Annotated in this window: 7 protein-coding genes and 2 rRNA genes; 2 read left to right on the top strand and 7 right to left on the bottom strand. The window is 65.8% G+C overall.

Going from position 1 to position 13,254, the window contains the following annotated elements:
* Positions 1-81: 81 nt before the first annotated feature.
* The 3 genes from ACX25U_RS22155 to ACX25U_RS22145 all read right to left on the bottom strand — a co-directional run bounded on the left by ACX25U_RS22155 (position 82) and on the right by ACX25U_RS22145 (position 6,593).
* A 23S ribosomal RNA gene (locus tag ACX25U_RS22155) occupies positions 82-3,204 on the bottom strand.
* A 304-nt stretch (positions 3,205-3,508) separates the two neighbouring features.
* A 16S ribosomal RNA gene (locus ACX25U_RS22150) occupies positions 3,509-5,034 on the bottom strand.
* Together the 16S and 23S rRNA genes form the textbook arrangement of a ribosomal RNA operon.
* Positions 5,035-5,588: 554 nt before the next feature.
* Entirely contained in the window at positions 5,589-6,593 is a 1,005-nt protein-coding gene (locus ACX25U_RS22145; protein ID WP_454382547.1) for a stage II sporulation protein M, read from the bottom strand.
* Between the two features lie 131 nt (positions 6,594-6,724).
* Here ACX25U_RS22145 and ACX25U_RS22140 point away from each other — a divergent pair, with 131 nt between their 5' ends.
* Positions 6,725-7,693 (top strand): RDD family protein, encoded by a 969-nt coding sequence (locus ACX25U_RS22140; protein ID WP_454382545.1) that lies wholly within the window; start codon positions 6,725-6,727, stop codon positions 7,691-7,693.
* A 35-nt stretch (positions 7,694-7,728) separates the two neighbouring features.
* Here ACX25U_RS22140 and ACX25U_RS22135 read toward each other — a convergent pair whose 3' ends face one another.
* Together ACX25U_RS22135 and ahcY are read right to left on the bottom strand one after the other, a co-directional pair.
* Complete coding sequence (locus tag ACX25U_RS22135; RefSeq protein WP_454382543.1) at positions 7,729-8,346, bottom strand: hypothetical protein; 618 nt, start codon at positions 8,344-8,346, stop codon at positions 7,729-7,731.
* Positions 8,347-8,479: 133 nt separating this feature from the next.
* Positions 8,480-9,937: an adenosylhomocysteinase gene (gene ahcY, locus ACX25U_RS22130; RefSeq protein WP_454382541.1), complete on the bottom strand. Its 1,458-nt coding sequence runs from the start codon at positions 9,935-9,937 to the stop codon at positions 8,480-8,482.
* Between the two features lie 284 nt (positions 9,938-10,221).
* On the opposite strand from ahcY, the gene lepB reads away from it, so the two are divergent.
* Positions 10,222-10,887: a signal peptidase I gene (gene lepB, locus ACX25U_RS22125; RefSeq protein WP_454382539.1), complete on the top strand. Its 666-nt coding sequence runs from the start codon at positions 10,222-10,224 to the stop codon at positions 10,885-10,887.
* A gap of 58 nt (positions 10,888-10,945) precedes the next feature.
* On the opposite strand, the gene ACX25U_RS22120 is transcribed toward lepB, so the two are convergent.
* Positions 10,946-11,926, bottom strand: coding sequence for a cation diffusion facilitator family transporter (locus tag ACX25U_RS22120; RefSeq protein WP_454382537.1), 981 nt, complete (start codon positions 11,924-11,926; stop codon positions 10,946-10,948).
* Positions 11,927-12,081: 155 nt separating this feature from the next.
* Positions 12,082-13,233 carry a mannose-6-phosphate isomerase, class I gene (gene manA, locus ACX25U_RS22115; RefSeq protein ID WP_454382535.1) on the bottom strand — a complete coding sequence of 384 codons (1,152 nt, stop codon included), beginning with the start codon at positions 13,231-13,233 and terminating at the stop codon, positions 12,082-12,084.
* Positions 13,234-13,254: the final 21 nt, after the last annotated feature.

The raw sequence follows: 13,254 nt of genomic DNA, 5'->3' as shown, positions 1-13,254 counted from the left end.
CTATGAAACCGTCAGCCGGCCATGTGTGGCCACATGGGACCGTTCGTGGTTTCAGAACCGACACAGTGGACGCGAGCAACTGGGGACAAGCCCTCGGCCTATTAGTACCGGTCACCTCCACGCCTTGCGGCGCTTCCAGATCCGGCCTATCAACCCAGTCGTCTACTGGGAGCCTTACCCCATCAAGTGGGTGGGAGTCCTCATCTCGAAGCAGGCTTCCCGCTTAGATGCTTTCAGCGGTTATCCCTCCCGAACGTAGCCAACCAGCCATGCCCTTGGCAGAACAACTGGCACACCAGAGGTTCGTCCGTCCCGGTCCTCTCGTACTAGGGACAGCCCTTCTCAAGACTCCTGCGCGCACAGCGGATAGGGACCGAACTGTCTCACGACGTTCTAAACCCAGCTCGCGTACCGCTTTAATGGGCGAACAGCCCAACCCTTGGGACCGACTCCAGCCCCAGGATGCGACGAGCCGACATCGAGGTGCCAAACCATCCCGTCGATATGGACTCTTGGGGAAGATCAGCCTGTTATCCCCGGGGTACCTTTTATCCGTTGAGCGACGGCGCTTCCACAAGCCACCGCCGGATCACTAGTCCCGACTTTCGTCCCTGCTCGACCCGTCGGTCTCACAGTCAAGCTCCCTTGTGCACTTACACTCACCACCTGATTGCCAACCAGGCTGAGGGAACCTTTGGGCGCCTCCGTTACCCTTTAGGAGGCAACCGCCCCAGTTAAACTACCCATCAGACACTGTCCCTGATCCGGATCACGGACCCAGGTTAGACATCCAGCACGACCAGACTGGTATTTCAACGACGACTCCCACCGCACTGGCGTGCGGCTTTCACAGTCTCCCAGCTATCCTACACAAGCCGAACCGAACACCAATATCAAACTGTAGTAAAGGTCCCGGGGTCTTTCCGTCCTGCTGCGCGAAACGAGCATCTTTACTCGTAGTGCAATTTCACCGGGCCTATGGTTGAGACAGTCGAGAAGTCGTTACGCCATTCGTGCAGGTCGGAACTTACCCGACAAGGAATTTCGCTACCTTAGGATGGTTATAGTTACCACCGCCGTTTACTGGCGCTTAAGTTCTCAGCCTCGCCCACCCGAAGGTGAGCTAACCGGTCCCCTTAACGTTCCAGCACCGGGCAGGCGTCAGTCCGTATACCTCGCCTTACGGCTTCGCACGGACCTGTGTTTTTAGTAAACAGTCGCTTCTCGCTGGTCTCTGCGGCCACCCCCAGCTCGGAGTGCAAGACTCGTCACCGGGCGCGGCCCCCCTTCTCCCGAAGTTACGGGGGCATTTTGCCGAGTTCCTTAACCATAGTTCACCCGAACGCCTCGGTATTCTCTACCTGACCACCTGAGTCGGTTTAGGGTACGGGCCGCCATGAAACTCGCTAGAGGCTTTTCTCGACAGCATAGGATCATCCACTTCGCCGCAATCGGCTCGGCATCGGGTCTCGGACTGCATGCCAGGCGGATTTGCCTGCCTGGCGTCCTACACCCTTACCCCGGGACAACCACCGCCCGGGCTGGACTACCTTCCTGCGTCACCCCATCACTCACCTACTGACCGCTTGGTCCGGCGGCTCCACCACTCCCCTCAACTCCGAAGAGATCAGGGCGGCTTCACGGCCTTAGCATCACGATGCTCGATGTTTGACGCTTCACAGCGGGTACCGGAATATCAACCGGTTGTCCATCGACTACGCCTGTCGGCCTCGCCTTAGGTCCCGACTTACCCTGGGCAGATCAGCTTGACCCAGGAACCCTTGGTCAATCGGCGCACACGTTTCCCACGTGTGTATCGCTACTCATGCCTGCATTCTCACTCGTCAACCGTCCACGACTACCTTCCGGTGCCGCTTCACCCGGCAGACGACGCTCCCCTACCCAACCCAGCACCCGTTGGGGCTTGCCGCTGGATTGACACGACTTCGGCGGTACGCTTGAGCCCCGCTACATTGTCGGCGCGGAATCACTAGACCAGTGAGCTATTACGCACTCTTTCAAGGGTGGCTGCTTCTAAGCCAACCTCCTGGTTGTCTGAGCGACTCCACATCCTTTCCCACTTAGCGTACGCTTGGGGGCCTTAGTCGATGCTCTGGGCTGTTTCCCTCTCGACCATGGAGCTTATCCCCCACGGTCTCACTGCCGCGCTCTCACTTGCCGGCATTCGGAGTTTGGCTAAGGTCAGTAACCCGGTAGGGCCCATCGCCTATCCAGTGCTCTACCTCCGGCAAGAAACACACGACGCTGCACCTAAATGCATTTCGGGGAGAACCAGCTATCACGGAGTTTGATTGGCCTTTCACCCCTAACCACAGGTCATCCCCCAGGTTTTCAACCCTGGTGGGTTCGGTCCTCCACGAAGTCTTACCTCCGCTTCAACCTGCCCATGGCTAGATCACTCCGCTTCGGGTCTTGAGCGTGCTACTCAACCGCCCTGTTCGGACTCGCTTTCGCTACGGCTACCCCACCCGGGTTAACCTCGCAACACACCGCAAACTCGCAGGCTCATTCTTCAAAAGGCACGCAGTCACGAGAACGAGGCAAGCCTCGTTCCGACGCTCCCACGGCTTGTAGGCACACGGTTTCAGGTACTATTTCACTCCCCTCCCGGGGTACTTTTCACCATTCCCTCACGGTACTATCCGCTATCGGTCACCAGGGAATATTTAGGCTTGGCGGGTGGTCCCGCCGGATTCACACGGGATTTCTCGGGCCCCGTGCTACTTGGGTGTCTCTTCGACGAGCCGCTGACGTTTCGGCTACGGGGGTCTTACCCTCTGCGCCGGACCTTTCGCATGTCCTTCGCCTACGCCAACGGTTTCTGACTCGTCCTGTTGCCGGCAGACAACAGCAAAGAGATCCCACAACCCCGCATGCGCAACCCCTGCCGGGTCTCACACGCATACGGTTTGGCCTCATCCGGTTTCGCTCGCCACTACTCCCGGAATCACGGTTGTTTTCTCTTCCTGCGGGTACTGAGATGTTTCACTTCCCCGCGTTCCCTCCGCACTGCCTATGTGTTCAGCAGCGGGTGACAGCCCATGACGACTGCCGGGTTTCCCCATTCGGAAACCCCCGGATCACAGCCTGGTTGACGGCTCCCCGGGGACTATCGCGGCCTCCCGCGTCCTTCATCGGTTCCTGGTGCCAAGGCATCCACCGTGCGCCCTTAAAAACTTGGCCACAGATGCTCGCGTCCACTGTGCAGTTCTCAAACAACGACCAGCCACCCATCACCCCCGGACAACATCCGGAGTTCACTGGGGCCGGCGGCCGAGGAAAGGTCATTCCCTCAGACACCCAACAGCGTGCCCGGCCGGAACCCGTCCGGAGATCATGCGTTCCACGCTCCTGCGAGCAGTACTGGCAGCCTCCGGCCCGTGCATCCGGCCGAATAATCAACGTTCCACCCATGAGCAACCAGCACCGGGCACTCGCCGGTGTACTGGCCCCTGACCGGGCAAGCCCGGCAAGAAGTGCTCCTTAGAAAGGAGGTGATCCAGCCGCACCTTCCGGTACGGCTACCTTGTTACGACTTCGTCCCAATCGCCAGTCCCACCTTCGACGGCTCCCTCCCGCAAGGGGTTGGGCCACCGGCTTCGGGTGTTACCGACTTTCGTGACGTGACGGGCGGTGTGTACAAGGCCCGGGAACGTATTCACCGCAGCACTGCTGATCTGCGATTACTAGCAACTCCGACTTCATGGGGTCGAGTTGCAGACCCCAATCCGAACTGAGACAGGCTTTTTGAGATTCGCTCCGCCTCGCGGCATCGCAGCTCATTGTACCTGCCATTGTAGCACGTGTGCAGCCCAAGACATAAGGGGCATGATGACTTGACGTCGTCCCCACCTTCCTCCGAGTTGACCCCGGCGGTCTCCTGTGAGTCCCCAGCACCCCGAGGGGCCTGCTGGCAACACAGGACAAGGGTTGCGCTCGTTGCGGGACTTAACCCAACATCTCACGACACGAGCTGACGACAGCCATGCACCACCTGTACACCGACCACAAGGGGGACCCTGTCTCCAGGGTTTTCCGGCGTATGTCAAGCCTTGGTAAGGTTCTTCGCGTTGCGTCGAATTAAGCCACATGCTCCGCTGCTTGTGCGGGCCCCCGTCAATTCCTTTGAGTTTTAGCCTTGCGGCCGTACTCCCCAGGCGGGGAACTTAATGCGTTAGCTGCGGCACCGACGACGTGGAATGTCGCCAACACCTAGTTCCCACCGTTTACGGCGTGGACTACCAGGGTATCTAATCCTGTTCGCTCCCCACGCTTTCGCTCCTCAGCGTCAGTAATGGCCCAGAGATCCGCCTTCGCCACCGGTGTTCCTCCTGATATCTGCGCATTTCACCGCTACACCAGGAATTCCGATCTCCCCTACCACACTCTAGCCAGCCCGTATCGAATGCAGACCCGGGGTTAAGCCCCGGGCTTTCACACCCGACGTGACAAGCCGCCTACGAGCTCTTTACGCCCAATAATTCCGGACAACGCTCGCGCCCTACGTATTACCGCGGCTGCTGGCACGTAGTTAGCCGGCGCTTCTTCTGCAGGTACCGTCACTTGCGCTTCTTCCCTGCTGAAAGAGGTTTACAACCCGAAGGCCGTCATCCCTCACGCGGCGTCGCTGCATCAGGCTTGCGCCCATTGTGCAATATTCCCCACTGCTGCCTCCCGTAGGAGTCTGGGCCGTGTCTCAGTCCCAGTGTGGCCGGTCGCCCTCTCAGGCCGGCTACCCGTCGTCGCCTTGGTGAGCCGTTACCTCACCAACCAGCTGATAGGCCGCGGGCTCATCCTTCACCGCCGGAGCTTTCGACCCCCGCAGATGCCTGCGGGAGTGATATCCGGTATTAGACCCCGTTTCCAGGGCTTGTCCCGAAGTGAAGGGCAGATTGCCCACGTGTTACTCACCCGTTCGCCACTAATCCACCCCGAGGGGCTTCATCGTTCGACTTGCATGTGTTAAGCACGCCGCCAGCGTTCGTCCTGAGCCAGGATCAAACTCTCCGTGAATGTTTACCGGTAATCCGGTCGACACCACGAGAGCGGTGCGAGAGGAGGAATGATCCCCTCGCACACAGCGTCCTCGCTGTGTTTTTTCAAAGGAACCTCGTCCCGGCGGATGCCGGAGACGGGGTATCAACATATCTGGCGTTGATTTTTGGCACGCTGTTGAGTTCTCAAGGAACGGTCGCTTCCTTCGTACTCACCCTCGCGGGCTTTCCTTCGGGCGCTTCCCTTCGGTTTTTCCGACTCTATCAGATCTTTCCGATCCGATTTCCTCGGTGCCTTCCAGGTTCACGCTCTCGCGCTTTCCTTTCCGGCGGCCCCGACTTTATCAGAACTTTTGAGCCGGTCTGACCGGCCGTTGTTCCGATTCATCGGGAGGGGGCTTCTTCACGATCGACGTTGTCGTCGTCTCCAGAAGCAGACAGATGCTCACTGTCACCCATCTGGACCAGGTCCAGCTCCAGGCAACTGTTCGAATCTACCTCCACACTCGATCCGTGTCAACGGCTCCGGTGCGGCGAAGAGGAGAGTAGCAGCTCAGCAGACGTAAACGCACATCAGGCGGCCATCGGCACGGTGGCGCTTCGCTCGACTGCCTCCACGTCCCCGGTTTCGCCGGCCCGGGCCGCACGACCGCCGAGGACGAAGACGTACACGAGGAAGGACAGCTCGGCAACGACGCCGATGCCTATGCGAGCCCAGGTGGGCAGACCCGAGGGAGTGACGAAGCCTTCGATGGCGCCGGACACGAAGAGGACCAGGGCCAGGCCGATCGCCATGCCCACCGCGGCTCGGCCTTCTTCGGCGAGGGCGGTGCGTCGAGAGCGGGGGCCGGGGTCGATGAGCGTCCAGCCGAGGCGCAGTCCCGTACCGGCGGCGACGAAGACGGCCGTCAGTTCGAGCAGGCCGTGTGGCAGGACGAGACCGAGGAATGTGTCGAGTCGGCCGGCCGAGGACATCAGACCGATACCGACGCCGAGGTTGAGCATGTTCTCGAAGAGGATCCACAGGACAGGCAGTCCCAGGAAGACGCCCAGGACCAGGCACATGGCGGCGGCCCGGGCGTTGTTCGTCCACACCTGGGCGGCGAAGGAGGCCGCGGGGTGGCTGGAGTAGTACGTCTCGTACTCGCCGCCGGGTCGGGTGAGCTCCCGTAGCTCGCTGGGGGCCGCGATCGCGGCCTGCACCTCGGGGTGCGTGCCGATCCACCATCCCAGGAGTGCCGCGACAACAGTGGAGAGGATCGCGGTGGGCCCCCACCAGTAGCGGGTCCGGTAGACCGCTGCGGGGAAGCCCTCCAGCAGGAAGCGGGTGACGTCTCGCCACGAGGCACGGCGGGTTCCCGTCACGGCACTCCGCGCGCGTGCCACGCGTTGGCTGAGCCAGCTGGTCAGCTGAGGATCCGGAGCGCTGGACTGGATCAGGGAGAGGTGGGTCGCCGCGCGCTGGTAGAGGGCGACGAGTTCGTCGGCCTCCGTACCGGTGAGGCGGCGACGGTGGAGCAGGGCGTCGAGGCGGTCCCACTCGGCTCGGTGGGCGGAGACGAAGACGTCCAGGTCCATCGGGTCTGCCTGTTCCTCGGCTGGTTGTTCGACGGCGCGTCGGCTGTGTCAGCTTGTCGTACTGCGGCGCGATTGCCCTCAGCTTGGCAGACTGGCCGTTCTCGGGGCAGGCCAGGGGAAGGACGACGGGTGTGAGTGAGCTGGTGACGGGCGAGGCGGTGGCGCTGGAGTTGCGCCCTGCGAGGCTGCCCAGCAGGGCGCTGGCGGTGCTGCTCGACCTCCTCGTGGCCGTGGCGGTCTACGTCGCCGTGACCGTGGTTGTGGTTGCCGCCACGGCTTCCCTGGACGAGGCGGCGCAGATCGCGCTGTCGATCGCGACGTTCCTGCTCGTGCTGGTGGGGGGACCGATAGCCGTGGAGACGCTCAGCCACGGACGGTCGCTCGGGAAGGTGGCGTGCGGGCTGCGAGTGGTCAGGGACGACGGCGGGCCGATCCGGTTCCGGCATGCGCTGGTCCGCGGTGCGATCGGTGTGGTCGAGATTCTGATGACCTTCGGAGTGATCGCGTGTATCGCCTCGCTGGTGTCGGCGCGCGGGCGTCGGCTGGGTGACGTGTTCGCGGGCACCCTGGTTGTGCGGGAGCGGGTACCGGCCGGGCCGACGGCGTTCGTGCCTCCGCCGCCGCCCTGGCTGGCGGGGCGTTTCTCGGCACTGGACCTGTCAGCGGTCCCCGACGGCTTGTGGCTGACGATCCGGCAGTACCTGACGCGGATGCAGCAGCTGGACCCGCAGGTCGGCCAGGGCATGGCGGAGCGGCTTGCCGCCGATCTCGCCTCCAGCACCGGGGCTCCGGCGCCGGTCGGGGTCCCGCCGGCCATGTATCTGGCGGCGATGCTGCAGGAGCGGCAGACCCGGGAGGCCCGGCGCGCGTTCGGAAAGAGCCCGGCGGCGGAAAAGACCGCCGGCGGGGGCGATGCCCTGCCAGGTGCGTCCGGCTTCTCCACGCCGCAGCCGCAGGCGCCCACCACACCTCCGCCGTCGTATCCGGCCGGAGCCCGTCCTGAGTCCTCGGCATACGGCACCGGCGGGCACCCGGAGACTCCCGCACCCGGCACTGCGCGGACCGAGCGCCCGAGCACCGGGTTCGTGCCGCCCGCCTGAGCCGGCCGACCGGCCCAGTGCCTGTCGCCTCGCGTTCAGGAGCTGAAGACCGACGGCGGCGACTGGAGGTCCTCGAGCTCGATGCCGGGGGCCGCCAGGACCACGTCCCCGGCGATGTGCACGGCGTGCTGTTCGCCGGTGTCCAGTGCTGTGACCTGGTATTCGTCCACGATCAGGGGGCCGTTGTCAGTGGCGTGTGCTTCTCTTTCCACCAGGGCCCAGGACTGGTCCACGGTGCGCGGGGCGAGGACCGGTTCCGTGAAGAGGACGAGGCGTACGCGGGTCGCGGCGGCGGAGGGGGTGAGACGCAGGAGACGAGTGGTGGCGACGAGGAATGCGGGAGACGTGCCGGTGAAGGCGTGGGCACGCACATTGCCTTCGGTGGCATGGGTGCCGGTGGGATCGGTGCGGACCCAGGTGACGCCGTCGAGGGCGGCGCCGCGCACCTGCCAGCTTCCCGCGTGGAGTTCGAGGCGGATGGGGCGGCCGAGCTCGTCGAGAGCGAGGTCGACGGAGCCGTGATGGTCGCCCGAGGGGGTGGTCAGCTGGGAGACGTAGCGCCAGCCGGAGGGGCCGGGGGCGCACTGGAAGTGCTCTTCTGCGTAAGGGGTGTGATCGTGCGGATCGTGGAGCGAATAACGGCCGCGGGGCATGGGGGTCCTGAGTTCTGAGGGGCTGGTCCGGCGAAAGGGACAGGCCCCCGGCACGGGGGTGCGGGGGCCTGCCTCGAAGGACCTGGCTGAGACGCGGCGCACGGCTCAGCGCCGGTGCCGGTGCCGGTGTCGGTCAGTAGCGGTAGTGGTCCGACTTGTACGGGCCGTCGACGTCCACGCCGATGTACGCGGCCTGCTCGGGACGGAGCCTGGTCAGCTTCACCCCGAGCGCGTCCAGGTGGAGGCGGGCGACCTTCTCGTCGAGGTGCTTGGGCAGCACGTAGACGCCGGTCGGGTACTCGTCGGGCTTGGTGAACAGCTCGATCTGGGCCAGGGTCTGGTCCGCGAAGGAGTTGGACATCACGAACGACGGGTGGCCGGTGGCGTTGCCCAGGTTCAGCAGGCGGCCCTCGGACAGCAGGATGATCTTCTTGCCGTCCGGGAAGGTCCAGGTGTGGACCTGCGGCTTGACCTCGTCCTTGACGATGCCGGGGACCTTGGCGAGGCCGGCCATGTCGATCTCGTTGTCGAAGTGGCCGATGTTGCCGACGATCGCCTGGTGCTTCATCTTCGCCATGTCGGAGGCAAGGATGATGTCCTTGTTGCCGGTGGTGGTGACGAAGATGTCGGCCGTCTCGACGACCTCGTCCAGGGTGGTGACCTGGTAGCCGTCCATCGCCGCCTGAAGGGCGCAGATCGGGTCGATCTCGGTGATGATCACGCGGGCGCCCTGCCCGCGCAGGGACTCCGCGCAGCCCTTGCCCACGTCGCCGTAGCCGCAGACGACGGCGGTCTTGCCGCCGATCAGGACGTCGGTGGCGCGGTTGATGCCGTCGACCAGGGAGTGCCGACAGCCGTACTTGTTGTCGAACTTCGACTTGGTGACGGAGTCGTTGACGTTGATCGCCGGGAAGAGGAGAGTGCCGTCGCGCTGCATCTCGTACAGGCGGTGCACGCCGGTGGTGGTCTCCTCGGTGACGCCGCGGATCTCGGAGGCCAGCTGGGTCCACTTCTGGGGGGTCTCGCCCAGGGTGCGGGTCAGCAGCTGAAGGATGACGCGGTGCTCGTCGGACTCGGCGGTGTCGGGCGAGGGGACCTTGCCGTCCTTCTCGTACTCGACGCCCTTGTGCACCAGGAGGGTGGCGTCACCGCCGTCGTCCAGGATCATGTTCGGGCCGCCGGTGGGGCTGTCCGGCCAGGTCAGTGCCTGCTCCGTGCACCACCAGTACTCCTGCAGGGTCTCGCCCTTCCAGGCGAAGACCGGGACGCCTTGCGGCTTGTCGGGGGTGCCGTTCGGGCCGACGGCGATGGCGGCGGCCGCGTGGTCCTGGGTGGAGAAGATGTTGCAGGAGGCCCAGCGGACCTGCGCGCCCAGGGCCACCAGGGTCTCGATCAGGACAGCGGTCTGCACGGTCATGTGCAGGGAGCCGGTGATGCGCGCGCCCTTCAGGGGCTGTGCGGCGGCGTACTCCTTGCGGATCGCCATCAGACCGGGCATCTCGTGCTCGGCGAGGGAGATCTCCTTGCGGCCGAACTCGGCCAGGGACAGGTCGGCGACCTTGAAGTCCTGTCGGCTGTCGACAGTCGTCATTACGGGCTGCTCCTCGGGGTTGGGTCGAGGTGGGTACGGCTGACCTGCGCGGCGGCGGACACTGGGGTGCCCAAAGAGGACACAGGCATGCCCGCGTGCGCGCAGCGCAGTCCGTCGGAGGCCCTCTCTCCCTCGGCCGGCCCTTCGTGGGACCGCCCGACCGCCATCAGCAGCGACGTCTGGCTCCGTCCCAAGCTACACCGGAGAGCCGGGCCGCCCCCAGTCCGCCTCCGGACACTTCGTTACCCTCTGCGCCGCGGACGGGCCGCTGAGGGAGGGGACGAATGGCAGGCAGAAGCCGGGGACTGGGGCTCGCGGCGATGGTGGTGGGTCTGGTGGGGCTGGTCCTGGGGATCGGCGCGTTCGTGTACGGCAAGGAGGCGTACGGGGGATCGATCGTGCAGAGCACCAGCATGTCCCCGACGTACAAGCCGGGAGACCGGGTCTTCTTCGAACGTGTCGACGGCACCCGGGTGCGGCGCGGCGATGTCGTCCTGTTCTCGGCACCGGACCGCTACGGCTTCGAGACCCTGGTGATGTGGCGGGTCGTCGGAGTCGGTGGCGATCACGTCGTGTGCTGCACGGGTGCGGGAACGGACGCCCGGGTCACCGTGAACGGCCGGCCGCTCGAGGAGCCGTACGTGAAGGACGGCGACGCCGACGGGATGCACAGGACGTACGACGTGAAGGTTCCCCAGGGCCGGCTGTTCCTGCTGGGTGACTACCGGGCGAACGCGATGGACTCGCGTTTCTTCGCCTCCGACCATGACGGGACGGTGTCCGTCTCGGCCGTGCGGGGCCGGGTCGTCGCGAGCCGTACCGCACCGGTCCTGATCGGCGGTGCGGTGCTGGTGGGGGCCGTCATGGTGCTGGTCGGGCTCGGACTGGGGGTGGCGGCCCTGGTCGTGCGGCCGCGGAGGGCCGTGCCCCCGTGGCCCACGCGGGTGTGAACGCGGACGGGGCCCGCCGAATGGTCGGCGGGCCCCGTCGGCCGTCGCGGTGGCGGGCTCAGCGTCCGCCTGTGTGCGGCGCCGGGCCGCCCGGGGTGGCCTCGCGGTCCGGGCCCTTGGCGGCCTCGGCCTCGCTGTAGACGTCGGGCTCGAGGTAGATGACGCGGGCTATGGGAACGGCGGTGCGGACGCGGGCCTCGGCGGCGTCGATGGCGGCGGCGACCTCGGTGGCCGTGTCGTCGTGCTGGACGCCGACCTTGGCGGCGATGAGCAGCTCCTCGGGGCCGAGGTGGAGCGTGCGCATGTGGATGATGCGGGTGACGGTGTCGCCGTCGACCATGGCGGCCTCGATCTGCTGGACCACGTCGGTGCCGGCGGCCTCGCCGAGCAGCAGTGACTTGGTCTCGGCGGCCAGGACGAGGGCGATCAGGACGAGCAGGACGCCGATGCAGACAGTACCGATGCCGTCCCAGACGCCGTCGCCGGTGAGCAGGGTCAGGCCGACGCCGCCGAGGGCGAGGACGAGACCGATCAGCGCGCCGAAGTCCTCCAGGAGGACGACCGGCAGCTCGGGCGCCTTGGCGCGGCGGATGAACTGCGTCCAGGACAGCTTGCCGCGCAGCTCGTCGGCCTCCTTGATGGCCGTGCGGAAGGAGAAGCCCTCGGCGATGATCGCGAAGACGAGGACGCCCACCGGCCAGTACCAGTGCTCCAGTGCGTGCGGCTGGCGGATCTTCTCGTAGCCCTCGTATATGGCGAACATGCCGCCGATGGAGAACAGGACGATGGAGACCAGGAAGGCGTAGACGTAGCGCTCGCGGCCGTAGCCGAACGGGTGCTGCGGGGTGGCCTCGCGCTGGGCCTTCTTGCCGCCGATCAGCAGCAGGAACTGGTTGCCGGAGTCGGCGAGGGAGTGCACGCCCTCGGCGAGCATCGACGACGAGCCGCTGAAGGCGAACGCCACGAACTTCGATACCGCGATCGCGAGGTTGGCGCCGAGTGCCGCCACGATCGCCTTGGTGCCGCCTGACGCGCTCATGTGTTCGCGTGATCCTTTCGCCGTCGTCTCGCCGTCGTCCTTGTGCCGGTTCCGGCTTTTGCCCGCGCTTTGCCGGTGGGTCATTGTTGCAGCCCGGTACGACAGCGGTACCCCGGCACCGTGCGTCAGGTCGTCGCGAGCGGAGCGAACGGAAGTCAGACGACGACCGTGGCCCGGAAGAGGGTGCCGGCGCCGGACACTTCGGCCTTCTCGCCCGCCGGGACGAACACGGACTGCCCCGGGGTCAACTCGTGCTCGCCCGTCCGGACGGAACCGGCCGTGCAGAGCAGGATCTGCGGGGTCTCCAGGGTGAGGTCGTGGCCGGTGGCGCCCTCGGGCAGGACGTAGCGGGACAGGCGGAACTCGTCGATGGGGGTGTCGTAGACCTCCTCGCCGTCCACCGCGGCCTCCGGGCGCAGGATGCCGGGGTCGCCGGCCTCGAAGCGGACGATGCGCAGGAGTTCGGGGACGTCGACGTGCTTGGGGGTCAGACCGCAGCGCAGGACGTTGTCGGAGTTCGCCATGATCTCCACGCTGAGGCCGTTGAGGTAGGCGTGCGGGACGCCGGCGCCGAGGAAGAGTGCCTCGCCGGGCTGCAGGCGGACGTGGTTGAGGAGCATCGCGGCGAGGACGCCCGGGTCGCCCGGGTAGTGGCGGGCTATGCCCGCGTAGGGGGCGTGGTCGCCGCCGAGGCGGGCGCAGGCGGCCGCGGCCTCGGCGACCGTGCCGGCCATCTCCTCGCGGTCGGCGGTGAGGACGGCGGTGAGGACCTCGCGCAGGGCGGCGTCCGTGGGGCGGGCGCGCAGCAGGTCGACGTACGGCTTGAGGGAGTCCACGCCGAGGGCGTCGAGCAGGTCGGCGGCCCGGCTCGGCTCACGAAAGCCGCACAGGCCGTCGAACTCGGTGAGCGCGCAGACCAGTTCCGGCTTGTGGTTGGCGTCCTTGTAGTTGCGGTGCGGGGCGTCGAGGGGGACGCCGCGGAGCTCCTCGTCGGCGTATCCCCACCCGGCCTGGTCCAGGTCGGGGTGCACCTGGAGGGAGAGCGGGGCGCCGGCGGCGAGGATCTTGAGCAGGAAGGGCAGGTGGGGGCCGAATCTGGCGACCGTCTTGGCGCCCAGTTCCCGCTCCGGGTCGGCGTCGACGACCTCGGCGAGGGTGCCGCGTCCGGTGCGCGAGGGCGCGCCCGGGTGGGCACCCATCCACATCTCCGCCTGCGGTTCGCCGCTCGGCTCGACACCCAGCAGGTGGGGTATGGCGGTGGTGGAACCCCAGGCGTAGGGGCGGATGGTGTTGTCGAGGCGGTCCATGGGCTTCTCTCTGCAGTTCTT

The sequence above is a fragment of the Streptomyces sp. JNUCC 63 genome, assembly GCF_054366325.1.
The sequence above is the reverse complement of the archived record's forward strand: the minus strand, read 5'-3'. Positions and strand labels throughout refer to the sequence as shown.

Bases quoted from the DNA above. Each gene is read 5' to 3' on its own strand.
- ACX25U_RS22145 (WP_454382547.1), bottom strand. From the start codon at position 6,593: ATGGACCTGGACGTCTTCGTCTCCGCCCACCGAGCCGAGTGGGACCGC.
- ACX25U_RS22135 (WP_454382543.1), bottom strand. From the start codon at position 8,346: ATGCCCCGCGGCCGTTATTCGCTCCACGATCCGCACGATCACACCCCT.
- ahcY (WP_454382541.1), bottom strand. From the start codon at position 9,937: ATGACGACTGTCGACAGCCGACAGGACTTCAAGGTCGCCGACCTGTCC.
- lepB (WP_454382539.1), top strand. From the start codon at position 10,222: ATGGCAGGCAGAAGCCGGGGACTGGGGCTCGCGGCGATGGTGGTGGGT.
- ACX25U_RS22120 (WP_454382537.1), bottom strand. From the start codon at position 11,926: ATGAGCGCGTCAGGCGGCACCAAGGCGATCGTGGCGGCACTCGGCGCC.
- manA (WP_454382535.1), bottom strand. From the start codon at position 13,233: ATGGACCGCCTCGACAACACCATCCGCCCCTACGCCTGGGGTTCCACC.